This is a genomic window from Streptomyces sp. NPDC048734 (genome assembly GCF_043198675.1).
In the GTDB taxonomy this organism is placed as follows: Bacteria; Actinomycetota; Actinomycetes; order Streptomycetales; family Streptomycetaceae; genus Streptomyces.
Map to the genome: position 1 here is coordinate 38,889 of NZ_JBICUZ010000009.1, position 22,835 is coordinate 61,723.

23 protein-coding genes are annotated in these 22,835 nt (G+C 72.8%); 14 read left to right on the forward strand and 9 right to left on the reverse strand.

The genetic code is table 11. The features are described 5' to 3' along the window. The first annotated feature begins 5 nt into the window (after positions 1-5). From ACGFQC_RS23290 to aspA, 10 genes are all read left to right on the forward strand, one after another. Positions 6-2,027, forward strand: coding sequence for a beta-galactosidase (locus tag ACGFQC_RS23290; RefSeq protein ID WP_363092676.1), 2,022 nt, complete (start codon positions 6-8; stop codon positions 2,025-2,027). Between the two features lie 105 nt (positions 2,028-2,132). After that, a complete protein-coding gene (locus ACGFQC_RS23295) occupies positions 2,133-3,692 on the forward strand; it encodes an arabinogalactan endo-1,4-beta-galactosidase (protein WP_363092675.1) in 1,560 nt (519 codons plus the stop codon). Positions 3,693-3,904: 212 nt separating this feature from the next. Continuing rightward, positions 3,905-4,183, forward strand: a complete 279-nt coding sequence (locus ACGFQC_RS23300; RefSeq protein ID WP_363092674.1) for an ArsR family transcriptional regulator — start codon at positions 3,905-3,907, stop codon at positions 4,181-4,183. Positions 4,184-4,314: 131 nt separating this feature from the next. Then, positions 4,315-4,770, forward strand: a complete 456-nt coding sequence (locus tag ACGFQC_RS23305) for a CrcB family protein (protein ID WP_363092673.1) — start codon at positions 4,315-4,317, stop codon at positions 4,768-4,770. Next, positions 4,767-5,147: a DUF190 domain-containing protein gene (locus tag ACGFQC_RS23310; RefSeq protein WP_363092672.1), complete on the forward strand. Its 381-nt coding sequence runs from the start codon at positions 4,767-4,769 to the stop codon at positions 5,145-5,147. The genes ACGFQC_RS23305 and ACGFQC_RS23310 overlap by 4 nt, the downstream gene beginning before the upstream one ends. Further along, positions 5,144-5,515: a fluoride efflux transporter CrcB gene (crcB, locus tag ACGFQC_RS23315; protein WP_363092671.1), complete on the forward strand. Its 372-nt coding sequence runs from the start codon at positions 5,144-5,146 to the stop codon at positions 5,513-5,515. Before ACGFQC_RS23310 ends, crcB begins: the two co-directional genes overlap by 4 nt. Before the next feature lie 214 nt (positions 5,516-5,729). Next, positions 5,730-6,461, forward strand: coding sequence for a FadR/GntR family transcriptional regulator (locus tag ACGFQC_RS23320; RefSeq protein ID WP_363092670.1), 732 nt, complete (start codon positions 5,730-5,732; stop codon positions 6,459-6,461). Beyond that, a complete protein-coding gene (locus tag ACGFQC_RS23325; protein ID WP_363092669.1) occupies positions 6,458-7,900 on the forward strand; it encodes an amino acid permease in 1,443 nt (480 codons plus the stop codon). Before ACGFQC_RS23320 ends, ACGFQC_RS23325 begins: the two co-directional genes overlap by 4 nt. Before the next feature lie 43 nt (positions 7,901-7,943). Beyond that, positions 7,944-8,960: an asparaginase gene (locus ACGFQC_RS23330; RefSeq protein WP_363092668.1), complete on the forward strand. Its 1,017-nt coding sequence runs from the start codon at positions 7,944-7,946 to the stop codon at positions 8,958-8,960. Between the two features lie 134 nt (positions 8,961-9,094). After that, positions 9,095-10,510 carry an aspartate ammonia-lyase gene (aspA, locus tag ACGFQC_RS23335; RefSeq protein WP_363092667.1) on the forward strand — a complete coding sequence of 472 codons (1,416 nt, stop codon included), beginning with the start codon at positions 9,095-9,097 and terminating at the stop codon, positions 10,508-10,510. A gap of 178 nt (positions 10,511-10,688) precedes the next feature. Here aspA and ACGFQC_RS23340 read toward each other — a convergent pair whose 3' ends face one another. Then, positions 10,689-11,036, reverse strand: coding sequence for a hypothetical protein (locus ACGFQC_RS23340; protein WP_363092666.1), 348 nt, complete (start codon positions 11,034-11,036; stop codon positions 10,689-10,691). A gap of 12 nt (positions 11,037-11,048) precedes the next feature. After that, positions 11,049-11,879: a hypothetical protein gene (locus ACGFQC_RS23345; protein ID WP_363092665.1), complete on the reverse strand. Its 831-nt coding sequence runs from the start codon at positions 11,877-11,879 to the stop codon at positions 11,049-11,051. Positions 11,880-12,173: 294 nt separating this feature from the next. Between ACGFQC_RS23345 and ACGFQC_RS23350 the strand changes: the two genes are divergently transcribed. Next, positions 12,174-13,103 (forward strand): glutaminase, encoded by a 930-nt coding sequence (locus ACGFQC_RS23350; protein WP_363092664.1) that lies wholly within the window; start codon positions 12,174-12,176, stop codon positions 13,101-13,103. A 10-nt stretch (positions 13,104-13,113) separates the two neighbouring features. Here the strand turns inward: ACGFQC_RS23350 and ACGFQC_RS23355 are convergent, their stop codons facing one another. Together ACGFQC_RS23355 and rho are read right to left on the reverse strand one after the other, a co-directional pair. Beyond that, entirely contained in the window at positions 13,114-14,361 is a 1,248-nt protein-coding gene (locus tag ACGFQC_RS23355; RefSeq protein WP_363092663.1) for a serine hydrolase, read from the reverse strand. 209 nt (positions 14,362-14,570) lie between these two features. Further along, positions 14,571-15,713 (reverse strand): transcription termination factor Rho, encoded by a 1,143-nt coding sequence (rho, locus tag ACGFQC_RS23360; protein WP_363092662.1) that lies wholly within the window; start codon positions 15,711-15,713, stop codon positions 14,571-14,573. 452 nt (positions 15,714-16,165) lie between these two features. Between rho and ACGFQC_RS23365 the strand changes: the two genes are divergently transcribed. Beyond that, the gene (locus ACGFQC_RS23365; protein WP_363092661.1) at positions 16,166-17,089 is read left to right on the forward strand and encodes a hypothetical protein; all 924 of its coding nucleotides are present in this window, start codon (positions 16,166-16,168) and stop codon (positions 17,087-17,089) included. 61 nt (positions 17,090-17,150) lie between these two features. On the opposite strand, the gene ACGFQC_RS23370 is transcribed toward ACGFQC_RS23365, so the two are convergent. Then, positions 17,151-17,549: a nuclear transport factor 2 family protein gene (locus ACGFQC_RS23370; RefSeq protein WP_363092660.1), complete on the reverse strand. Its 399-nt coding sequence runs from the start codon at positions 17,547-17,549 to the stop codon at positions 17,151-17,153. Positions 17,550-17,619: 70 nt separating this feature from the next. Here ACGFQC_RS23370 and ACGFQC_RS23375 point away from each other — a divergent pair, with 70 nt between their 5' ends. Beyond that, positions 17,620-18,189: a PadR family transcriptional regulator gene (locus ACGFQC_RS23375; RefSeq protein ID WP_363092659.1), complete on the forward strand. Its 570-nt coding sequence runs from the start codon at positions 17,620-17,622 to the stop codon at positions 18,187-18,189. Between the two features lie 5 nt (positions 18,190-18,194). Then, a complete protein-coding gene (locus ACGFQC_RS23380) occupies positions 18,195-18,920 on the forward strand; it encodes a class I SAM-dependent methyltransferase (RefSeq protein ID WP_363092658.1) in 726 nt (241 codons plus the stop codon). A 21-nt stretch (positions 18,921-18,941) separates the two neighbouring features. Here the strand turns inward: ACGFQC_RS23380 and ACGFQC_RS23385 are convergent, their stop codons facing one another. The 4 genes from ACGFQC_RS23385 to ACGFQC_RS23400 form a co-directional block, all read right to left on the reverse strand. Then, the gene (locus ACGFQC_RS23385; RefSeq protein WP_363092657.1) at positions 18,942-19,691 is read right to left on the reverse strand and encodes a GntR family transcriptional regulator; all 750 of its coding nucleotides are present in this window, start codon (positions 19,689-19,691) and stop codon (positions 18,942-18,944) included. Between the two features lie 141 nt (positions 19,692-19,832). Continuing rightward, the gene (locus ACGFQC_RS23390; RefSeq protein ID WP_363092656.1) at positions 19,833-20,996 is read right to left on the reverse strand and encodes a serine hydrolase domain-containing protein; all 1,164 of its coding nucleotides are present in this window, start codon (positions 20,994-20,996) and stop codon (positions 19,833-19,835) included. A gap of 103 nt (positions 20,997-21,099) precedes the next feature. Continuing rightward, a complete protein-coding gene (locus ACGFQC_RS23395; RefSeq protein WP_363092655.1) occupies positions 21,100-22,068 on the reverse strand; it encodes an acetylxylan esterase in 969 nt (322 codons plus the stop codon). A 110-nt stretch (positions 22,069-22,178) separates the two neighbouring features. Continuing rightward, complete coding sequence (locus tag ACGFQC_RS23400; protein WP_363092654.1) at positions 22,179-22,763, reverse strand: hypothetical protein; 585 nt, start codon at positions 22,761-22,763, stop codon at positions 22,179-22,181. Positions 22,764-22,835: the final 72 nt, after the last annotated feature.

Consider the following 22,835-nt stretch of genomic DNA (forward strand, 5'->3'; position numbering starts at 1 on the left):
AATCCATGCCGGAGACCACCCCCAAGGGCCTCACCAGGCTCGCCTTCGGTGGGGACTACAACCCCGAGCAGTGGCCGGAAAGCGTCTGGCAGGAGGACGTCCGGCTCATGCGCGAGGCCGGCGTCACCATGGTGAGCGTCGGGATCTTCTCCTGGGCGCTCCTGGAACCCGCGCCGGGGGAGTACGACTTCGGCTGGCTCGACCGGATCATCGGCCTGCTGCACGACAACGGCATCCGCGTCGACCTGGGCACGCCCACCGTGGCCCCGCCCGTCTGGTTCTACCGCGCGCACCCCGAGGCCCTGCCCGTCACCGCCGACGGCGTCCGCCACGAGTTCGGCTCGCGCGGAGCGATCTGCCACAGCAACGCCGACTACCGCGCGGCCGCGGCGAACATCGCCACCCGGCTCGCCGAGCGCTACGGCGACCACCCGGCGCTCGCGATGTGGCACGTCCACAACGAGTACGGCGTCCCCGTCTCGGCCTGCTACTGCGAGTCCTGCGCCGCGCACTTCCGCCGCTGGCTGGAGACGACGTACGGCACCGTCGACGCGGTCAACGAGGCCTGGGGCACCGCCTTCTGGGGCCAGCGCTACGCGGCCTTCGGCGACATCAACCCGCCGCGCACCACCCCCACCGTCGGCAACCCCGGCCAGGCGCTCGACTACCGGCGCTTCGCCGACGCCACCCTGCGCGAGAACTTTTGTAGGGAACGCGACATCCTGCACCGCATCGCGCCCGGCGTCCCCGTCACCACCAACTTCATGACCGCGCTCAGCCAGTGCGACTCGATCGACTACTGGGCCTGGGGCCGCGAGGTCGACATCGTCACCAACGACCACTACCTCATCACCGACGGCCGCCGCACCCACGTCAACCTGGCGATGGCCGCCGACCTCACCCGCTCCGTCGCCGGCGGCGCCCCCTGGATCCTCCTGGAGCACTCCACCTCGGGCGTCAACTGGCAGCCCCGCAACCCGGCCAAGGCCCCCGGCCAGATGGCCCGCAACTCCCTCGGCCACGTGGCCCGCGGCTCCGAGGGCGCCATGTTCTTCCAGTGGCGGCAGTCCCGGCGCGGCGCCGAGAAGTTCCACTCCTCGATGGTCCCGCACGGCGGCACCGACACCCGCGTGTGGCGCGAGGTCGTCGAACTCGGAGCCGCTCTCGACTCCCTGAACCCGATCAGGGGCACCCGCACCGAGGCCGACGTCGCCGTCCTGTGGGACTGGCACTCGTGGTGGGCGCAGAACCTCGACTGGCGCCCCAGCGAGGACCACGACGCGCGCGAGCGCGCCGACGCCTTCTACGAGGCCCTCTACGACCGGCACCTCACCGTCGACTTCGCCCACCCCGAGGCCGACCTCTCGCGATACCCGCTGGTCGTGGTGCCCGCCCTGTACCTGATGACGGAAGCGGCCGGGAACAACCTCCGGGAGTACGTCGAAGGCGGCGGCACGCTCGTCGTGTCGTACTTCTCCGGCATCGTCGACCAGCACGACGCCGTGCACGAGGGCTCCTACCCGGGCGCGCTGCGCGACGTCCTCGGCCTCACCGTCGAGGAGTTCTCCCCGCTGCTCCAGGGGGAGCGCGTCCGGATCACCGGCCCGGACGGGGCGGAGCTGAGCGGCGACGTGTGGACCGAGTTCGTCGAGCCGCGCGGCGCCGAGACCGTCTGGACCTACGCCGACGGCCTCACCGCCGGCCGTCCGGCCGTCACCCGGCACCGCCTCGGCGAGGGCACCGCCTGGTACGTCTCCACCCGGCTCGGCGCCGAGGGCCTGGACGCCCTGCTGGGCCGGGCCGCCGAGGACGCCCGCGTCGCCCCGCGCGCCGACCTGCCCCGTGACGTCGAGGTCGTGCGCCGCTCCGGCGAGAGGGGCAGCTACCTCTTCGCGATCAACCACACCGCCACCGACGCCAAGGTGCCGCTGGAGGCGTCCGGCACCGAGCTGCTCACGGGCGAACGCGCCGCCGGCCGCCTCGCGGTACCGGCGGGAGCCGTACGGGTCCTGCGACTCGACGGCTGAACCGACTCCCCCTCCGCCCGTGGAGCCGCGAGCCGCGGGCGGAGGGGGGGTCCCTCACCCCGAGGGAGAACCACCCCCACCACGTCGAAGGGACGACGGACGAAGATGTTCCATCCCAGACGCACGCTCAGAGCCCTGCTGCTCCCGCTCACCGCGGGGCTCGCGCTCACCGCCCTGCCGGCGCAGACCGCGCAGGCGGCCGCCACGCTCACCAACGCCGGCTTCGAGGCCGACGGCGCCGGGGCGGCCGTCCCCGGCGGCTGGTCCGAGTACGGCGACACCGGCGCCTCGTTCACCGAGTCCGGCGGACACGGCGGCGGCCACCGCCTCAGCCACTGGGCGTCCACCGCCTACAAGGTGGAGACCTACCAGTACCTGTCGGGGCTGGCCAACGGCGCCTACAAGCTCACCGCCTGGGTGCGCTCCGGCGGCGGCCAGAAGTCGGCCCACATAGCCCTGAAGAACTGCGGCGGCGCCGAGCAGCGCACCGACCTGCCGGTCTCGGCGAGCGGGTGGATCCGCATCGTCGTCCCGGTCAAGGTGACGAACAACCAGTGCACGATCAGCGTCAACAGTGACGCGAACGCCGGCAACTGGATCAATGTCGACGACCTGACCTTCACGTCCGGCACCACCGGACTGGCGATCAAGGGCGCCGACATATCGTCCCTCGCCAAGAGCGAGGCCAAGGGCGGCGTGTACAGGACCGCTTCGGGCACGACCGCCGACCCGGTCACCGTCCTGAAGAACGCCGGCATGAACTACGCGCGCCTGAAGGTGTGGGTGAACCCCGCCGACGGCTACAACAACAAGGCGCGCGTGCTCGCCACGGCCAAGCGGGTCAAGGCGGCCGGCCAGAAGCTCCTGGTCGACTTCCACTACTCCGACACCTGGGCCGACCCGGGAGCCCAGACCAAGCCCAGCGCCTGGGCGGGTCATTCGTACAGCCGGCTCAGGACGGACGTGTACAACCACACCTATGACGTCCTCAACGCGCTGAAGGCCCAGGGCACCACCGCCGACATGGTCCAGGTGGGCAACGAGATCAACGGCGGCATGCTGTGGAGCGAGGGCTCCACCGACAACTGGGGCCAGCTCGCCGGACTGCTCAACTCGGGCTACGACGCCGTCAAGGCGGTCAACTCGTCCACCCCGGTCGCCCTGCACCTCGCCAAGGGCGGTGACCTGGCCGGCACCCGCTGGTGGTTCGACAGCGCGGTCTCCCACGGCGTGAAGTTCGACGCCATCGGCCTGTCCTACTACGGCTACTGGCACGGCACCCTGGTCGACTTCCAGACCACGCTGGACGACGCGGCCTCCCGCTACGGCAAGCCGGTCTTCGTCGCCGAGACGGCCTACCCGTTCCGCCTCGACAGCGAGGACGCGCACGAGAACATCATCGACCTGCCGGGCGAACTGGTCTCCGGCTACCCGGCGACCGCGGCCGGACAGCTGGCCTGGATGAACTCCGTGGCCGACATCGTGGAGGCCGTCCCGAACGGCCGCGGGCTCGGCGTCTTCTACTGGGAGGCGACCTGGACCGCCGTCGACGGCAACGGCTGGGACCCGGCCGACGCCGCTTCCGGCAACGGCTGGGAGAACCAGGCCCTGTTCGGCTACGACGACCGGGCGCTGTCCTCGATGGCGTGGTTCGGCCACCGCTGACCCGCGATCACCCCACCCCGTGACGGCGGGGCCCGGCCGCGACCCGGCGGCCGGGCCCCGCGCGTTCCCGTCCCGTCGCGCGACTCCCTCGCCCGGCCAGGGTGTTCGATCCCGGCCAAGGGCCGTGGAGCGCGGGACACGGCGGCCCCGACCGCGGAACAGTGGAACGACGCGCCACGAGGGCCCCGGCCCGTAGGACGGAGGGGAGGACGGTGCCGAGGACTCCCGCGAGCGAACGGCGTCTGCGCATCCTGGAACGGCTGAAGGAACCGGCACGGCACTTCCCGCCGCAACGACGCGCCGACCTCGTCGAGGACGGCGTCACGGCGGACTCCGTGGTGGCGAGACTGGGCGTGCACCGCGGGCCGGCGGACAGCCACCTCGCCGACCTGGGCCTGCTGCGCGCCAGGCGGATCGGGCGCCGCGCCTGCTACCGGCGCGACGAGATGCGCATCGCCGAAGTGGTCCGCATGTTCGACAAGGGCTGGTAGGCGGCCCGCGCAGGCCCCTCGGCCGCCTACCGGACGCCGTCGGCGCCGAACGATTCGGCGTTACCCTGTTGACCAGCCGTGATCACCCCGCGAGCCGGGGTGACCGGGGAGCGAAGCGGGAGACGTACGACATGACGGCCCCGGAGACCGAGAGCCTCCGCAGCAGCGCCCCGCGCCGGTCCGCCGGGGCGGGGCAGCTGCCGGCGGTCGCCGTGGTCGCGGCCGGCGGCGGGCTGGGCGCCACCGCCCGCTACGCGGCCTCGCTGTGGTGGCCCTCGACGGCCGGCGGGTTCCCGTGGACGACCTTCTGGGTCAATGCCGTCGGCTGCGCCGTGATCGGCGTGTTCCTGGTGCTGATCACCGAGGCGCTGACCGTGCACCGGCTCGTACGTCCCTTCTTCGGCACCGGCGTGCTCGGCGGTTTCACCACCTTCTCCACCTACGCCGTCGACCTCCAGCGCCTGTTCGACACGGGGCACCCCCGTACGGCGCTGGCCTACCTGGCGGCGACCCCCCTCACGGCGCTCACGGCGGTGTGGCTCGCGGCCACCGCGACGCGCCGCGTGCTGATCCGGAGGCAGCGATGACGAGGCTCACCGGCAGTGCCCTGCGCGTGACCGTCTTCGTCGGCGAGAACGACACCTGGCACCACAAGCCCCTCTACACCGAGATCGTGCACCGGGCCCATGCGGCGGGCCTGGCGGGTGCCAGCGTCTTCCGCGGCATCGAGGGCTTCGGCGCCTCCTCGCTGATCCACACCTCGCGCCTGCTCTCCCTCAGCGAGGACCTCCCGGTCGCCGTCGTCGTCGTCGACACGGAGGAACGCGTGCGGGCCTTCCTGCCGCAGCTCGACGAGCTGGTCACCGAAGGGCTCGTCGTCCTCGACCCGTGCGAGGTCATCAGGTACGCCGGCCGCGGCCCGAACCGGGGCGAACCGGACGGCAAGGGTGAGAGGTCGTCGTGAACTGGCTGCTGGTCGTCGCCGGAGGCATGGCCGGGGCGTCCCTGCGGTACCTGACCGACCGCGCGGTGCAGGCCCGGCACGACTCGGTGTTCCCCTGGGGCACCTTCGTCGTCAACGTCGTCGGCTGTGCCGTCCTCGGCCTGGTGACCGGCGCCGGTGTCGCCGGGGTGGCCGACCCCCACCTGCGGCTCCTCCTGGGCACCGGCTTCTGCGGGGCCCTGACCACCTACTCCACCTTCTCCTACGAGACGCTGCGGCTGGCCGAGACCGGAGCGGCACTGCACGCCGCCGCGAACGTCGTCGCCAGTGTGGCGGCGGGCGTCGGGGCCGCCTTCGCGGGGGTGTGGATCGCGCAGACGGTGTGGTGACGACCGGGGAGCCCTCGATGGTCCATCCCCCCGGCCGGGGCGGCCGGTGCGGGTCCGGGGCGGCGGGTACGGGCCCGGCGTCGGCCGCCCTGCCCGAGGTGCCGCCACCGGACCCGAGCGGAGGCACGACATCCGCTTTCACGCGGTTCATTCGTTGAATCTTTCCTTTCAGCTGCCTTGACAGCGGCCTCCGGCCACCCGGAGTATCACTCCCGTGAACCTGTCAGACAGCCAGACAGGTGGTCCGGTACCCCGTCGCGTCAGTGCGATGGAAGCGGTGCTCGCCCACCTGCGCGACGCCATCGAGCGCGGCCACTACGCCATCGGGGACAAGCTCCCCTCCGAGGCGGAACTGTGCCGCACCCTCGAGGTCTCCCGGCCCGTCCTGCGGGAGGCCCTGCGCGCCCTCCAGACCATGGGCCTGACGGTCTCCCGGACCGGCAAGGGCACCTTCGTCGTCGCCAGCACCGTCGAGGACCCCACCTTCGGCGACTACGCGGCCAGCGACCTGCTCGAAGTGCGCCGCCACATCGAGATCCCGGTCGCCGGGTACGCGGCCGTCCGCCGCACCCCGGAGAACCTGGACCACCTGGCCCACCTCCTGGACCGGATGGAACGGGAGACCGACACCACCGCCTGGGTCGCGATGGACACCCTCTTCCACCTCGCCGTCGCCGAGGCCGCACAGAACCCGGTCTTCCGCCGGGTCATCGAGGAGATCCGCGACGCGCTGGCACGTCAGTCGGCCTTCCTCAACGAACTGGGCGGACGGCGCGAGCAGTCCAACCGCGAACACCGGGCCATCGTCGAGGCGCTGACCGACGGTTCCGAGTCCGACGCCGTGGAGGCCATGAGCCACCACCTCGACCGCGTCGAGACGACCCTCACCGACATCGTGCGCCCCCCGCGCACCGACTCCCCCCTGGAAGGCGGATCCGAGCGTTGAGCGAACAGCACCTCAAGGACGGGACGCGCACCGCGACCCGTCACGTCGACGCCGGGGACGCGGGCTACAGCAAGTCCCTCAAACACCGGCACGTCAACATGATCGCCATCGGCGGCGCCATCGGCACCGGCCTCTTCCTCGGCGCCGGCGGCCGCCTCGCCGACGCCGGCCCCTCCCTCTTCATCGCCTACGCGGTCTGCGGCGTCTTCGCCTTCCTCGTGGTGCGCGCCCTCGGCGAACTCGTCCTGTACCGCCCCTCCTCCGGCGCCTTCGTGTCGTACGCCCGCGAGTTCATGGGGGAGAAGGGCGCCTACACCGCGGGCTGGATGTACTTCCTGAACTGGGCCACCACCGGCATCGCCGACATCACCGCGGTGGCCACCTACACCCACTACTGGGGCATGTTCTCCGACATACCCCAGTGGGTGATCGCGCTGATCGCCCTGGCCGTGGTCCTCACGGTGAACCTGATCTCGGTGAAGATCTTCGGCGAACTGGAGTTCTGGTTCGCGATCGTCAAGGTCGGCGCGCTCGTGATCTTCATGTGCATCGGCATCTTCCTGCTGGTCACCCAGCACCAGGTCGACGGCACCACCCCCGGCCCGTCCCTGATCACCGACAACGGCGGCATCTTCCCCAACGGCCTGCTGCCCATGCTGCTGGTCGTCCAGGGCGTCGTCTTCGCCTACGCCTCCGTCGAACTGGTCGGCGTCGCCGCCGGTGAGACCGAGAACCCCGAGCAGATCATGCCGAAGGCGATCAACTCGATCATGTGGCGCGTGGGCCTGTTCTACGTCGGCTCGGTCCTGCTGCTGTCGATGCTGCTGCCGTGGAACAAGTACACCTCCGGCGAGAGCCCCTTCGTCACGGTGCTCTCCAACATCGGCGTCCCGGCCGCGGGCGGCGTGATGAACCTCGTCGTGCTCACGGCGGCGATGTCCTCCCTCAACTCGGGCCTGTACTCCACCGGCCGCATCCTGCGCTCCATGGCCGTGAGCGGCTCGGCACCCCGGTTCACCGGGAGGATGAGCCGCACCCAGGTCCCCTACGGCGGCATCCTGCTCACCAGCGGCGTGTGCGTCCTCGGCGTCGGCCTCAACTTCGTCGTCCCCGCCGACGCGTTCGAGATCGTCCTGAACTTCGCCGCGCTCGGCATCCTCGCCACCTGGGGCATGATCATGATCTGCCACCTGCTGTTCTGGCAGAGGACCCAGAACGGCCACCTGACCCGCCCCGATTACCGGCTGCCGGGTTCCCCCTGGACCGAACTCGTGACGCTGGCCTTCCTCGCCTCCGTCCTGGTCCTCATGTACGCCGACGGCGGCGCCGGACGCACCACCGTGCTGTGCCTGCCGCTGATCGCCGCCGCGCTCGTCGCCGGCTGGTACGCCACCCGCGTCCGCCGCACGCGCACCCCGTCCACCGGGACCGACGCGTGAACCCGCCGCCGGCCCCCGCCCACCCACCAGTGACCAGGCAGTGATGTACAGCAGCCCTCTCGCCGACGCGCCCGCGATCCGCGAACCCCTCCACGCCCCCGTCGCCCACCTCGTCCGCGGCGAGGTGACCGAGGGCGTCCACTACGGCTCCGTCGTCGTCCTCGGCACGGACGGCGAGGTCGACTTCCAGCTCGGTGACGTCGAGGTCGCCTTCTACCCGCGCTCCGCGCTCAAGCCCGTCCAGGCCGTCGCCATGGTGCGCGCCGGGCTCCCGCTCGACGGCGAACTGCTCTCGCTCGCCGCCGCCAGCCACTCCGGCGAGGAACGCCACCTCGCCGGCACCCGGCGCATCCTCGAGCTGGCCGGCGTCACCGAGGACGACCTGCGCAACGTCACGGACCTGCCGTACGACCCGGTCGTCCGCGACACCTGGACACGGCAGGGCCGCCTGCCCTCGCGCCTCGCCCAGAACTGCTCCGGCAAGCACGCGGCCATGCTGTACACCTGCAAGCTCAACGGCTGGTCCCTCGACGGCCACCTCGACCCCGGGCACCCGCTCCAGCAGGCGATCGCCGAGATCGTCGAGGACCTCACCGGTCAGCGGATCGCCCGGGTGACCGTCGACGGGTGCGGCGCGCCGCTCTTCTCCGTCTCCCTCAGCGGCCTGGCACGCGCCGTCGCCCGCGTCACCACCGCCGTGCCCGGCACGCCCGAGGCACGGGTGGCGGACGCGATGCGCGCGCACCCCGAGATGGCCTCCGGTTCCGGCCGGGACGTCGCCGCCCTGATGCGGGCCGTCCCCGGTCTGCTCGCCAAGGACGGCTTCGAGGGCGTCGAGGTCGCCGCCCTCCCCGACGGCCGGGCCGTCGCCGTGAAGATCTCCGACGGCGCGGACCGGGCCCGCGTCCCGGTCACCGCGGCCGCCCTCGCCCGGGCGGGCGTCGACCCCGTGCTGCTCACGCCCTTCGCCGGCGAACCGCTCCTCGGCGGCGGCCGACCCGTCGGCGGTGTCCGCACGGTTCGCGCCCTCGACCCGGTCACTCAGCCGACCCGCGTGTGACCGCCGGCGGTGCGTGAGCCGCCGGCCCGGCCGCGGGAGGGGGGCGCAGGCCCGGCCGGGGGAGTCCGCACCGGCGGTCGCTTCCCGTCCCGCCCCCGGTCACCCACCTTCCCCCAGAAAGAGACCGCACCCTCATGACTGTCGTCGTCAGCCGCCGCGAACACGACCTGCTCGGAGACCGGGACGTCCCCGTCGACGCGTACTGGGGCATCCACACCCTGCGCGCCATCGAGAACTTCCCGATCACCGGCACCACGATCTCCGCCTACCCGCACCTGATCGACGCCCTCGCCGCCGTCAAGGAGGCCGCCGCCCTCGCCAACGAGGAACTGGGACTGCTGGCCCCGGAGAAGGCCGCCGCGATCGTCGCCGCCTGCCGCGAGATCCGCGCCGGCAAGCTGCACGACCAGTTCGTGGTGGACGTCGTGCAGGGCGGCGCGGGCACCTCGACCAACATGAACGCCAACGAGGTCGTCGCCAACCGGGCCCTGGAACTGCTGGGCCACGCGAAGGGCGAGTACCGGCACCTGCACCCCAACGAGGACGTCAACCTCGGACAGTCGACCAACGACGTCTACCCGACCGCCGTCAAGGTCGCGACCGTCTTCGCGGTGCGCGGGCTGCTCAAGGCCATGGCCGTCCTCCAGGACGCCTTCGCACGCAAGGCCGTCGAGTTCCGCGACGTCCTGAAGATGGGCCGCACCCAGCTCCAGGACGCCGTCCCGATGACCCTCGGACAGGAGTTCTCCACGTTCGCCGTCATGCTCGACGAGGACCGCAGCCGCCTCGCCGAGGCCGTCGAGCTGATCCACGAGATCAACCTCGGCGCCACCGCCATCGGCACCGGGCTCAACGCGCCGGCCGGCTACGCCGAGTCGGCCCGCCGCCACCTCGCCGGGATCACCGGCCTGCCGCTCGTCACCGCCGCCAACCTCGTCGAGGCGACCCAGGACTGCGGCGCGTTCGTCCAGATGTCCGGCGTGCTCAAGCGGATCGCGGTCAAGCTCTCCAAGAGCTGCAACGACCTGCGCCTGCTGTCCTCCGGGCCGCGCGCCGGCCTCGGCGAGATCAACCTGCCGCCCGTACAGGCCGGTTCGTCCATCATGCCCGGCAAGGTCAACCCGGTGATCCCCGAGGTCGTCAACCAGGTCGCCTTCGAGGTGATCGGCAACGACGTCACCATCACCATGGCCGCCGAGGCCGGACAGCTCCAGCTCAACGCCTTCGAGCCGATCATCCTGCACTCCCTGTCCGAGTCGATCACCCACCTGCGCGCGGCCTGCCTGACCCTGGCCGAGCGCTGCGTGTCCGGCATCACCGCCAACACCGAGGTGCTGCGCGCGAGCGTCGAGAACTCCATCGGTCTGGTCACCGCCCTCAACCCGCACATCGGGTACACCGCGGCCACCGACATCGCCAAGGAGGCCCTCGCCACCGGCCGCGGCGTCGCCGAACTCGTCCTGGAGAAGGGCCTGCTCCCCGCCGAGCGGCTCGCCGCCCTGCTGCGCCCGGAGATACTCGCCGGCAGCGGCACGACGAAGGCGCTCTGAGGAACGGCACCCCGCGTGGTGCGGCCGGGGCAGGGCGCTCCGCACCCGGCCGACACGCGGGCTGTCGTCACACCCAGGGATGAAGCCCGTCCCGCGAGCGCGGTGGCCGCGGCCTGGGACTGGACCACCACCCGTGACCTCGCCGCCATGTGCCGTGACGCCTGGCGGTTCCAGGAACTCAACCCCCACGGCTACGCCCACGGAAACCGCCGCGCCGGCGGTCCCACGACATCAGCACCGTGTTCTGGTAGATCGCGAGGCCGGTGACGTGTGAGCCGAACGCGACGATGCCGCCGTAGTCCTGGAGTTTGCGGCTGTCGTTGTGGCTGATGTTGTAACGGAGCGTGTTGCCCGTGTGCACCGAGTTCGGGACGGCCGAGTACACGAGGAAGCCCGCGCCGTCGTTTCCGTAGGCCAGGTTGTACTGCACCAGCGAGTGGGAGACGTTGTTGTCCAGGCCGAACCCGCCGCCGTCCACCTGCGAACCCGTGTGGTTGCCGTAGGAGACGTTCCTCTGGAACGTCATGCGCGTCGAGTCCTACGTCCAGATGCCCTCGGGGCCCTCGATCGCGTTCGGTGCGGACAGCGCGCCGTTGTCGTGGGAGACGGAGCGTTCCACCACACCGCGCCGGACACTGCCCAGGATGATGCCGCTGCCGGTGTTGCGGCCGGACGCCCGGGGGTCCCCGACGTTGTCGTAGGCCCGCACCTTCCGCACGGTCAGGTCCTCGTGCGCGTAGGCGGGTGCTCCGGCGGTGAATGCGGGGCCGTCCGCGACCAGGCCCGCGTCCTGGTCGGCGTGCAGCGCGCAGTCGCTGATCACCACGTCCCGGAAGCCGGATGCCCCGGGGCCGCCGTGCAGCCGGACGCCGTTGCGGAAGCCCTTCGCCTCGACACCCGGCACCCGCAGGTACGGCAGCTTCCGGTCGCCGGGCAGGTCGTTGACGAGGGCGATGCCGTCCTGCGACCGGTAGGCCGCGGCGTCGCCGACGACAGTCAGGTCGCGGATGACGATCCCGCTCGTGCTGTGCACCTCGACGGCGCGCGTGCCGTGCGCCACGATCATCGCGCGGCCCGTCCCGTAGGACTCGATCACGACGGGTTTACGGGGGTCGCCGGCGTCCCCCTGCCCGATGCTCAGCGTGCCCGGGAACCGGGCGCCCGCCTTCAGCCGCAGCCGGTCACCCGGCTTGAACCGCTGGGCGTCGGCATGGCGAAGGGTGCGCCAGGCGGTCCGCGGGGTCCGGCCGTCGTCGCCCCGGGGACTGAGATGGAACGTCCGTCCGCCCTGCGGGTTCTCCCGGACGGGTACGTGCGGGGCGGGCAGACTGCATCCGGCCAGCAGCACCGCCGCGGCGCACACGCCCACCGCTGCGCCTCTCCGCGCCGGACCGGCCACCGCCCCGGCCCTGTCCCCGTCGTCCCGGTCATCTCGTCGCACCGACCCGGTGGCCGCGGCGCGTTCGTTCCGCTGACGCAACGTCGCTCCTGTCTGCTCGATGACCGAACGGTCCCCGACACACGAAGACCGTGGGCCTTCACCCTGGCGTGCGGTCCCGCGTGGGACCGGCCAGCACGCGGAGTCCGCGGCAAGACATGCCTGATTGGACGGCACGGCGAGGGTGGCGCGGCGCCCTGGGACACCTGCGGACCGGCGTGCGGCATGATGACGATCATGTGCTCGCAGTTCCAGCCGGTCCTCGACCGCATCGCCGAGGAGATGGCCCGCACGCCCGGCAGCGGGCGGCCCGCCGACTACATCCCGGCGCTCGCCGCCCGCGACGCCCGCAGCTTCGGGATGGCCGTGGCGGAGCTGGACGGCACGGTGTACGGGGTGGGGGAGTGGCGTGAGCCGTTCTCGACCCAGTCGATCACCAAGGTCTTCACCCTCGCCCTCGACCTGGCCCGCGAGGGGGACGAACTCTGGGAGCACGTCGGCCGCGAACCCTCCGGCAACCCCTTCAACTCGCTGGTCCAGCTGGAGTACGAGAACGGCATCCCCCGCAACCCGTTCATCAACGCGGGCGCGCTCGTCGTCACCGACCGCCTCCAGACCCGCACCGGGGACGCGGCGGGCGAACTGCGGGACTTCCTGCGGGCCGAGAGCGGCAGCGAGGTGCTCGACTTCGACCTGGGGGTGGCCGCCTCCGAGTCCGCGCACGGCGACCGCAACGCCGCCCTCGCCCATTTCATGGCGTCCTACGGCAACATCGACAACCCGGTGCCGGTCCTCCTCGACCAGTACTTCCGGCAGTGTTCCCTCACCGCCTCCTGCGCCGACCTCGCCCTGGCCACCGGCTTCCTCGCCCGGCACGGCGTCCGCGCCGACGGCAGCCGCCTGCTCAGCCGCAGCCAGGCCAAGCAGGTCAACGCCGTCATGCTGACCTGCGGCACCTACGACGCGGCCGGTGACTTCGCCTACCGCGTGGGTCTGCCCGGCAAGAGCGGTGTCGGCGGCGGCATCATCGCGGTCGTGCCCGGCCGCTGCACGCTGTGCGTGTGGAGCCCCGGCCTGGACGAACGCGGGAACTCGGTGGCGGGCGTGGCCGCCCTGGACCGTTTCACGACGCTGACGGGCCTGTCGGTGTTCTGAGCGGCCGCGCTCACCGGCCCCGGCCGTCCCCGCCGGCCGGCCGGCGCCCCGCGCGGCGGCGGACCTCGAACCGCAGTACCAGGGCGACGGCGGTACCGCCCAGCGCGGCGGCACCCGCGATGACCGCCGCCTTCGACCAGCCGGACCCGTCGTCGGCCACGGCGACCGCGGGGGCCGCGGGGGCCGTGGGAGCCGTCGCGGCCACGGGTGTCGCCTGTGGCCCCGGCCCCGGCCCCGGCCCCGGCCTCGGCCGCGCCCGCAGTGCGTCCAGCGAGCCCACGGGATCGACCCGGCCTGCGGCCCCGAACCCCCAGTCGAGCAGCGCGCGCGCCTCCTCGTAGACGGCGAGTCCGCCGCCGGAGCGGGGGTTGAGGACGGTCACGACGAGCGTCCGGTCACCCCGCCGGGCCGCGGCCACGAGGGTGTTGCCCGCGTTGCTGGTGTAGCCGTTCTTGATGCCGATCAGTCCGGGGTACGGCTCGACCCCGTCCGTTCCGCTGAGCAGACGGTTGGTGTTGACGATGCCGTACGTCCCCCCGTCGCGCGCCGGGAAGCGGGCCTCGACGGTGGCGCAGTACCGGGCGAAGTCCGGGTTGCTCAGCCCCGCCCGTCCGAACACCGCGAGGTCGTACGCGGAGGACACCTGGCCGGGGGCGTCGTACCCGTCCGGGGACAGCACGCGCGTGTCCAGGGCGCCCAGCGAGCGGGCCTTGGCCTGCATCCGGGCGGCCGTGGTGCGCCAGCCGCCGTTGAGCGCGGCCAGCACGCGCACGGCGTCGTTGCCGGAGTTGAGGAACACCCCCCGCCACAGGTCGGAGACCTGGTACGACTGCCCTTCGGCGACTCCCACCAGGCTGCTGCCGGCTCCGATGCCGGCCAGTTCGGCCTCGGTGACCCGGTGCCGGATGCCGCCGGGCAGGACCGGCAGCACCGTGAGGGCGAACAGGGTCTTCAGGGTGCTCGCGGGAGGCAGCCTGCGGTGCGCGTTCGACGCGGCGAGCACGTCGCCGGTGTCGGCGTCGGCCACCAGCCACGACCGTGCGGAGACGTCCGGGACGCCGGGTGCTCCCGGGCGCGGCCGGACCTGCGTACCGGAGCGGTACAGCAGGGCGGGCCGCGGTGGAGTCACGCGCGCTCCGCCCGCCGGGCCGGGGTCCGCGCCGGGAGCGGCGGACGCCGCGGGCCCGAGGACCAGGGCGCCCGTCACACAGAGTGCGCAGGCCGAGGCGGCAGCCCGAGAGGAGAATCCGATTGTCATACGAGCAACGTAAGAATGAAGTGGGGTTTCCCCGCGCTGCCCGTGCCGCACATCGGGCGCGTGCACCCGGATGCCGCACGCGACGGCACCCCGGTTCCACCGAGTGGCTCGCTCCGCGCGCCGCACCGGGTCCTCGCGGCCACTGTCGTCGGTCGTCGTACCGGCCCCTGCGCCACGGCACCTCCCGCCGACCCCACGGAGCGAGGCGGTCAGGCGGCCGGGAGGGTCGGCTGGACGCGGCGGACGAACGCCGCGTTGTCCGCGGTGGCGCGCATCCGCTCCAGGAGGGTTTCCAGGTTCGCCTGGCCGTCCCGGGTCCGCAGGGCGCGGCGCAGGCCGCGGGCGGCGGCCAACTCGACCGGAGGAAGCAGGAGTTCCTCGTGGCGGGTGCCGGAGGCGGTGATGTCGACGGCCGGGAAGACGCGGCGCGAGGCCGGTTCGCGGTCGAGGCGCAGCTCCATGTTGCCGGTGCTCTTGAGCTCCTCGAAGAAGAAGTCGTCGGCGCGGGAGCCGGTTTCCACCAGCGCGCTGGCGACGATGGTGAGCGAGCCGCCCTCCTCGGCGGTCCGCGCGGCCCCGAAGAACCGCTTGGGGCCGATGAGCGCGGTGGCGTCGACGCCACCGCTGAGGGTGCGGCCACCGGGTGCGGCCGCGTTGTTGTGGGCCCGGCACAGCCGGGTCAGGGAGTCCAGCAGGATCACGACGTCCTCGCCCGCCTCGACGAGCCTTTTGGCCCGTTCGACGACCAGGTCGGCCAGGGCGATGTGCTGCCCGGGCGTCCGGTCGAACGTGGAGGCGTAGACCTCGCCGCGCACCGAGCGCCGCATGTCGGTGACCTCCTCGGGGCGTTCGTCGAGCAGCAGCACCATCAGCCGGGCCTCCGGGTGGTTCCCGGCGACGGCGGCGGCGAACTGCTGGATCAGGACGGTCTTGCCGGTCTTGGGCGGTGCCACGATCAGCCCGCGCTGGCCCTTGCCGACGGGCGCGAGCAGGTCGACGACCCGTCCGGCGAGTCCGGCCGCCGGGTGTTCGAGGCGGAGCCGCTCGTGCGGGTACAGGGGCGTCAGGTCATGGAAGTGACGGCGACCGCGCAGGGCGTCGGGCGCGCGTCCGCCGACGCGCGCCACTTCGGTGAGCGTGCGCCGGCCGTCGCGCGTGCCTTCGACGAAGTCGCCCTTGCGCAGGCCCAGTCGGCGGATCAGCGCGGCCGGGACCTGGACGTCGTCGGGGGCGGGCAGGCAGGTCCGGGCGCGCAACCACCCCTTCCCGCCGCCGTCGACGTCGAGGACGCCGCTGACGAGCTGGGCGGTGGGCCGCTGCCGGACAGGGGGGTGTTCGAGCGTGGTGGTCATGGTGGTCTGTCCTTTCGGGGACGGAAGGCATGGGGCATGCGAAGGAAGGGGGTGGATCCGCGAGGGGGAAGGCGGTCTACGCGCGCCTTCGGCGGTGGGAAGCAGGACCTCGGACGCGGCGGAACCGCGGCTCACGAGGTTTCTGCGGAAGAGCCGGCGCACCGACCGGGACCGGCGGGCGCAACAGCGATCTGGGAGAGGAACCGCACCGGCGCCCCGGAAAGGAGGGGGCGTGGACAGGTGCTGTCGGGAAGCTTAGCAGCCGCCTGCCGTCGTGGCGAGGAGAACCGGGCCTTTCCACCCGCCTCGACACGGGGCCGGCCCCGTTGTTCCCGGGGCATTCCCCTCCTGGTCCGGACCGCGATGTCATCGGTCGGTACCAGATGTCCCCGGACCATAACGATCCTGGACGACAGGGGACTTGGCCTCCCACGCTGCACTATCTTCACATCATGTCCACGCCGCCCACGCCTCCGCAGGAGCCCGAGCAGCCGTCCGGGGCGCCGGCTCCTCCGAGTGCGTATCCGTATCCGAATCCGCAGTCGCCGAACCCGGGAACGGCGGGGAGTTTCCCGCCGCCGGCCGCGCCCGTGCCGGGCCAGCAGAACTTCTACGCCACACCGACCCTGGTCGGTCAGCCGGGCCGGCTCGGTCCCCCCGGCCCGCCCGGGGGGCCGGGGCAGCCGGCGGTCGGCTACCCGTACGGTCAGCAGGGCCCGTATCCGGCCGTTCCGCCGCCGTCCGGCGGTGGCGGGGCGGGGCGGGCGGTGCTGTGGGTGGTCGTGGGCGCGGTCGTCGCCTCGGCGGCCTGGGCGGCGGGCGTCTTCCTGGTCGGGGGGAAGGACGCCGAAGCGGACCTGCGCGGCTACACGGCGCCGGCGAACCTCTGCTCCAGCACGGACTACTCCTCCTTCGAGACGGAGTACCCGGACAGCGACGGCTCGCCGACGCACAACGCCCTCAAGGACGCGGTTCTCGACGAGAGTTACTGCAGCATCAACCTGAAGAAGACCGGGTCGAGCTACGCCGACGCCTATCTCTCCACCCAGGTGGACCTGCACAAGAAGTCGGACCCGGGGCCGGAGTTCACGGCCATGTGGAAGAACTACCAGGAGAGGTACCCCGGTTACGACGTGGAGACCGTCGAGGACATCGGGGAGGAGGCCTACCTGGTCAGCCAGGACACCACCAGCGGCTCCACCAGCGGCTCGCTCTACGCCACACTCGCCGTCCGGGACGGCTGGACGACGTACACGATGAGCTACAGCTCCTACCTGTCCTCCTACGACGAGGACAAGGACCCGCCGTCGCTCGAGCAGGTGACCGACTGGCTGAAGGCGGACTCGAAGACCACGCTGGACCAGATCAAGGACTGACGCGCGCGACGCGTGGTGGCCGGCGCGCGGGGACCGCCCCGCGTGCCGGCCACCGGTGTGTTCATCGGGCGCGCGCCTCGGCCTCCTTCACGATCTGCTCGAACCGTGCCCCCATCGCCTCGGCCAGCGCCTGCGCGCCCGACAGGGGCCGCACCATCACCGTCAGCCGGTCGATGAGCCCGTCCTCGTCCACGTGGATGAAGTCGCAGCCGCTCAGCTCCCGCCCACCGACGCGCGCGGTGAACACCAGCGCGTGGTCGCGGCCGTCCGCCCCGGCGAGTTCCCCCTCGTACCGGAAGTCCTCGAAGACCTGCGCCACCGCGCGCAGGATCGCCGCGGTGATCGCCTTGCCGGGGTAGGGCTTGAACACGACCGGGCTGGTGAACACGACGTCCTCGGCGAGCAGGGCCTCCACCGCGTCGAGGTCGCCGGCCTCGACCGCCTCTCGGAACGCGCGCATCCGATCACCTCATATTCAAATAGTTGTCTAAGTGCGGATGAGGATAATCACCTGCTGTTACCGTGTCCACATGTCGCTCAAGTACGCCGTCCTGGCGGCCCTCCTGGAGGGCGAGGCCTCGGGCTACGAACTGTCCAAGGTCTTCGACGTCTCCCTCGCGAACTTCTGGCCCGCGACCCCGCAGCAGCTCTACCGCGAGCTGGAGCGCCTCGCGCGGGACGGCCTGGTCGCGGCACGCGTCGTGCGGCAGGAGCGCCGGCCCGACAAGCGGATGTTCACCCTCACCGAGGCCGGTCGCGAGGACCTGCGCGCCTTCGCCGCCGCACCGCCGCGCCGGCCCACCGCCGTGCGGGACGAACTCCTCATCAAGGTCCAGGCGATGGACGGCGTCGGCGTCGAACCCGAAACGACCCGCGCGCAGATCGAGGAACGGATGAGCTGGGCGCGCGCCAAGCTCGACCGCTACCTGCGCGTGCGCGAACGGCTCCTCGCCGACCGCACCGAGGAGGAGTTCCTGCGCGAGGCCGACCGGATCGGCCCCTACCTGACGCTGATGGCCGGCATCGCCTTCGAGGAGGAGAACCTGCGCTGGTGCGAGCGGGTCCTGGTGCACCTGCGGCGTCGTACCGCCGTAGGCTGACGCCGATGTTCAGCCCCGAAGGCCCCACGCTGCGCGAACTCGCCGTCCAGGCGCTGTCGTCCGTCGAGCACGGCTACGACCTCCTCGCGCCGAAGTTCGACCACACGCCGTTCCGCACCCCCGCCCCCGTCCTCGACGCGGTCACGTCGGCCCTGCGCCGCACCGGCCCCTACGACGACGGCCTCGACCTGTGCTGCGGCACCGGCGCCGGCGTCGACGCGCTGGCCACGCTCTGCCGCGGCAGTGTCACCGGGGTCGATTTCAGCGCCGGGATGCTCGACGTCGCCCGCGGGCGCGCCCGGCCGCCGGGGCCGCGGGTGTCCTGGGTGCGGGCGGACGCGCGTGCCCTGCCGTTCACGGAGGCCTTCGACCTCGTCGTCAGCTTCGGCGCGTTCGGGCACTTCCTGCCCGGGGAACTGCCCGGCCTGTTCGCCCAGGTGCACGGTGCGCTGCGGCCGGGCGGCCGGTTCGCGTTCCCGGTGCTCGCGCCGCCCCGGTCGTCCTCCCCCGCGTTCTGGACGCTCCTCGGCTTCGACGCGGTGATGCGGGTCCGCAACGCCGTGTGGCGCCCCCCGTTCGTGATGTACTACCGCGCCTTCCGGCTGGGCGAGGTCCGCCGGGAGCTGGAGCGCACCGGGTTCCGGGTGGACCTGCGCGCCCTGCCCGAGTTCGGGACGCGGGGCGACGGGAGCCCGCGGGTCCGGATGGTCGAGGCGCGCCGGACGCGTTGAGGCGGGCTGACGCGGTCCGGGTCAGTGGGCCGCGGGCAGGGTGAACGCGTAGACCAGTGCCTCCTGGTGGGTCCTCACCACCAGGTCGGTGATCTCCAGCGGCCGGGCGTACTGGTCGTGCACGTGCCGGGTCACCCGCATCGACGCGGCGTCGTCCGGACGGGTGATGGCGTCCCGGTGGTGCAGGGTCAGCCCGGCCCGCCGCATCCAGTCGTAGACGCGCCGCAGTTGTGGGGAGCCGGTGGTGCCGGCGCGGGTGCCGGTGGTGTCGGTGCGGTCGCGGTAGCGGGCGAGTTCCCCGACCTCCGCGAGGGCCACCGCCGAGAAGGAGGTCACGGCCGTGCGCAGGGCGCGTCCGTCGGCGTCCGTCGACTCGTAGCGGTGGACCAGCGTCGGCCGGTGCGGGGCGAGGTCCAGCGCGCCGGCGTGCCCGGGCGGGGGCGGCTCCCAGCTCAGCGCCGTGCGGTCCACCGCGCAGGGGTCGTCCGCGGACCGGGAGCCGACGGGAAAGGCGAGCCAGGCCGGGTCGGCGACCGGCGCTCCGGGCAGGACGGCGTGGCTGCCGCGCCGGTCGGTGGCGACCTGTCCGTCCCGGCGCAGCACCTCCAGGGCCTGCCGGACGGTGACCCGGCTGACCCCGAAGTGCTCCGCCAACTGCCGCTCGGCGGGCAGGCGTTCACCGGGCGGGATGGTGCCGTCGCGCAGCTCGCCGAGCAACTCCTTCGCTATCCGTCGGTAGAGGGGCTGATCGTGGGGGATGGTGCGGGCCATGCCGCGCGCCTCCTGTGGTGACGTGCCGTGCGGGTGATGACGTGCCGTGCGGGCTTGTGCACCACAGATCTAGCATTGGTCTAAACCACCAGGGAAGGGCGGGTGGTCCGAACGGCCGAAACCGGACCGCCCGCCGCCCTCTCACAGCGCGCTGTACACGGCCTCCACCAGCGCCGTCTTCCGCGGGTCGGCCACGATGTGAGGCCCCATGCGGTTCATCACGTAGCCCAGCGACAGCCCGGCCTCCGGGTCGGCGAGACCGCACGAGCCGCCGAAGCCGTCGTGTCCGAAAGCCCGCGGGTTGGGTCCGTAGGAGCCGTTCGGGCCGCTCAGCCACAGGCCGAGCCCGATCTCCGTGTCCTGGTCGAGGCCGGCGCCCAGCACCAGGTCCCGGCAGCTGCCCTGGCCCTCGCGCACCCGCTCGGCCGCCTCGGGGGACAGCAGGCGCCGACCGCCCGGGGAGCCGCCCGCCAGCACGCCGTACAGGGCGGCGACCGCCCGCGCGGTGCCGTGGCCGTTCGCGGCCGGGATCTCCGCGGCCCGCCAGGCGGGCGTGTTCGCCTCCTCGGCGCCCGCCGGGGGATTGGCCAGCGCGGCGACGGCCGCGGGCGCCGGCCGGCTGAAGAGGGCGGCCTGTCCGCCGCTCGACGCGGCAGGCGGATGCACCAGCTCCGCCGCCCGCCCGGCCTCCCTCTCCGGCAGCCCGATGGTGAAGTCGATCCCCAGCGGCCCCGTCACCTCGCGCTCCAGGAAGGCGCCCGGCAGCAGCCCCGTGACGCGCCGCACGACCTCGCCGACCAGGAAGCCGTAGGTGAGCGCGTGATAGCCGGACCGGGTGCCCGGCTCCCACCACGGCTGCATCGCCGCGAGGCGGGCGGTGGTCAGCTCCCAGTCGTAGAGCTGCTCCAGCGTGTGCGGCTCGCGCAGCCCCGGCAGACCGGCGCGGTGCGACAGCAGGTGCCGGACGAGGACGCCCTCCTTGCCCGCCGCGGCGAACTCCGGCCAGTACGCGGCGACCGGGGCGTCGAGGTCGATCAGCCCCCGGTCGGCCAGGAGGTGCGCGCACAGCGCGGTCGGTCCCTTCGACGTCGACCACACGTTGACCAGCGTGTCCCGCTCCCACGCGCGCGTGCGCGCCCGGTCGGCCCAGCCGCCCCACAGGTCGGCCACGGTCTCGCCGCCGACCGTGACGGTCACGGCGGCACCCAGTTCACCCCGCTCCCGGAAGTTCTCCTCGAACGCGGTGCGCACCGCCGCGAAACGCTCGTCGCAGTGGCCGTGCACCTCGGGCACGTGCTCGGTCATGGGCCCTCCCTGATCCGCCGGGACCCCGGACCGCAGTCCCGCGGCCGGGAACCACCTGAACATACCGACTGGTCGGACGGGAAGAAAGGCGGCGATCAGGACCTCACGCGTACGACCGCAGCCAGCGCACCTTGGCGGCCTCGTGGTACGGGCCCCCGCCCTCGTGGTCGTTGAAGTCGTACACCTCGATCGTCCGGTCCTCGTGCGCCCACGCGTTGAAGGCCGCGAACACCGTCGACGGCGGGCACGTCTGGTCCTCCAGCGCCACCGAGAACAGGGCCGGCGCCGAGCCCCGGGCGGCGAAGTGCACGCCGTCGAAGTAGGACAGGGTGCGCAGCGCGTCCTGCGTGCGGCCGCGGTGCGTCTTGAGGAACAGGCCGATCTCCCGGTACGGGTGACGGTCCGTCAGTGTCGCCGCGCGCGGGAAGTCGCACAGGAACGGCACGTCCGGCGCGACCGCCACCAGGTCCGGCACCAGACCGCCCACGGCGATCGTGATGCCGCCGCCCTGGCTCGCGCCGAGCGCCACGGTCCGCGTCGCGTCCGTCAGCGGGTGCGAACGGGCCGCCTCCACGGCCCGCACCGCGTCGGTGAACACCCGGCGGTAGTAGTAGTCGTCGGGGGCGTCGATGCCCCGGGTCATGAAACCGGGGAACGCGGGCCCGGCGCCCACCGGATCTGCGGTACCGCCACCGCCGCCCCAGGCGCTGCCCTGGCCGCGGGTGTCCATGATGAAGTGCGCGCGGCCCGTCGACGCCCACAGCAGGTGCTCGTGGGGCAGGCCGCGGCCCCCGCCGTAGCCGACGAACTCCACGACCAGCGGCACCGGTTCCTCCGTCGCGGCGGGCAGGGTCAGCCAGCCCTTGACCGGATGACCGCCGTACCCGGCGAACGTCACGTCGAACACCCGCACCGTCGCCAGCCCCGTGTCGACCGGCTCGAAGCGGGCGTCCAGGTCGTGCTCGCGGGCCTCCTGGAGGGTCTTGGACCAGAACGCGTCGAAATCCTCCGGCTCGGCGGATCCGCTGCGGTACTCGTGGAGTTCCTCCAGGGACAGGTCGAACAGGGCCATGAGCAACCGCCTTGTGATGAGTGGCCGTACGGATGATCACACCGTACGTGGGCGGTGGTAGCGCTTACCAGCCCCCGGGACCAGGCCCGATGCCGTCCCGGCCGCCGCCCTCAGGCGCCGCGCCGGCTCCACTCGGGCTCCGTGCGCGCCCACTCCCGGTCCCACTCCGCCAGCCGGTGCCGCAGCGCCACCCGGCGCAGGACCGCGTGCCCGAGGAGCACCGCGGCGGCCGAGCCGCCCGCCGTGGCGACCCCCAGCGTCAGCGTGTGCTGCCACACCGCCGTGCCGTCGGGCGGCGGCGGGACGCTCCGGCCCCGGGCGTCGAGCCACACGTCGACCCGGTCTCCCCGGTGGGTCCCGGCGGGCACGAGCGCGGTGGCCGTCCGCGGGCCCGCACCGGGCTCCGTCCAGCGCACGGCGATCCGCGGGCGGTGCTCCCGGACGCCCTCCGCCGTCGGCGGCGTGTCCGGCGGCCGGCCCACGACCTCGGCCCGCACCCGGTGCCGCTCGGCCCGCTGCTCGGCCGCCACGGCCCGCGCGCCCTCATGGGCCCACCGGCCGGTGAGCGCCCCGGCGAGGGGCGCGCCGATCAGGACGAGTACCGCGACCACCAGCACCGTCCACGCCTCCACGACGTCCGACCGGCGCCGCAGGGGGTTGTGCCGGCGGCGCCTGCCGAGCAGCCCGCTTCGCATGTCGACCTCCTCGCCGTCACGCGGACGAGTGCCCACGAGGAGCGGACACCCCTACAGGAGGAATCGTTTCAC

Excerpts from the sequence above, each read along its gene's own strand:
- ACGFQC_RS23355 (WP_363092663.1), bottom strand. The coding sequence starts at position 14,361 with ATGACAATCGGATTCTCCTCTCGGGCTGCCGCCTCGGCCTGCGCACTC.
- ACGFQC_RS23350 (WP_363092664.1), top strand. The coding sequence starts at position 12,174 with ATGATGACGATCATGTGCTCGCAGTTCCAGCCGGTCCTCGACCGCATC.
- ACGFQC_RS23395 (WP_363092655.1), bottom strand. The coding sequence starts at position 22,068 with ATGGCCCTGTTCGACCTGTCCCTGGAGGAACTCCACGAGTACCGCAGC.
- ACGFQC_RS23340 (WP_363092666.1), bottom strand. The coding sequence starts at position 11,036 with ATGACGTTCCAGAGGAACGTCTCCTACGGCAACCACACGGGTTCGCAG.
- aspA (WP_363092667.1), top strand. The coding sequence starts at position 9,095 with ATGACTGTCGTCGTCAGCCGCCGCGAACACGACCTGCTCGGAGACCGG.
- ACGFQC_RS23400 (WP_363092654.1), bottom strand. The coding sequence starts at position 22,763 with ATGCGAAGCGGGCTGCTCGGCAGGCGCCGCCGGCACAACCCCCTGCGG.
- ACGFQC_RS23370 (WP_363092660.1), bottom strand. The coding sequence starts at position 17,549 with ATGCGCGCGTTCCGAGAGGCGGTCGAGGCCGGCGACCTCGACGCGGTG.
- ACGFQC_RS23380 (WP_363092658.1), top strand. The coding sequence starts at position 18,195 with ATGTTCAGCCCCGAAGGCCCCACGCTGCGCGAACTCGCCGTCCAGGCG.
- ACGFQC_RS23390 (WP_363092656.1), bottom strand. The coding sequence starts at position 20,996 with ATGACCGAGCACGTGCCCGAGGTGCACGGCCACTGCGACGAGCGTTTC.
- ACGFQC_RS23310 (WP_363092672.1), top strand. The coding sequence starts at position 4,767 with ATGACGAGGCTCACCGGCAGTGCCCTGCGCGTGACCGTCTTCGTCGGC.
- rho (WP_363092662.1), bottom strand. The coding sequence starts at position 15,713 with ATGACCACCACGCTCGAACACCCCCCTGTCCGGCAGCGGCCCACCGCC.
- ACGFQC_RS23290 (WP_363092676.1), top strand. The coding sequence starts at position 6 with ATGCCGGAGACCACCCCCAAGGGCCTCACCAGGCTCGCCTTCGGTGGG.
- ACGFQC_RS23365 (WP_363092661.1), top strand. The coding sequence starts at position 16,166 with ATGTCCACGCCGCCCACGCCTCCGCAGGAGCCCGAGCAGCCGTCCGGG.
- ACGFQC_RS23330 (WP_363092668.1), top strand. The coding sequence starts at position 7,944 with ATGTACAGCAGCCCTCTCGCCGACGCGCCCGCGATCCGCGAACCCCTC.
- ACGFQC_RS23295 (WP_363092675.1), top strand. The coding sequence starts at position 2,133 with ATGTTCCATCCCAGACGCACGCTCAGAGCCCTGCTGCTCCCGCTCACC.
- ACGFQC_RS23385 (WP_363092657.1), bottom strand. The coding sequence starts at position 19,691 with ATGGCCCGCACCATCCCCCACGATCAGCCCCTCTACCGACGGATAGCG.
- ACGFQC_RS23305 (WP_363092673.1), top strand. The coding sequence starts at position 4,315 with ATGACGGCCCCGGAGACCGAGAGCCTCCGCAGCAGCGCCCCGCGCCGG.
- ACGFQC_RS23375 (WP_363092659.1), top strand. The coding sequence starts at position 17,620 with ATGTCGCTCAAGTACGCCGTCCTGGCGGCCCTCCTGGAGGGCGAGGCC.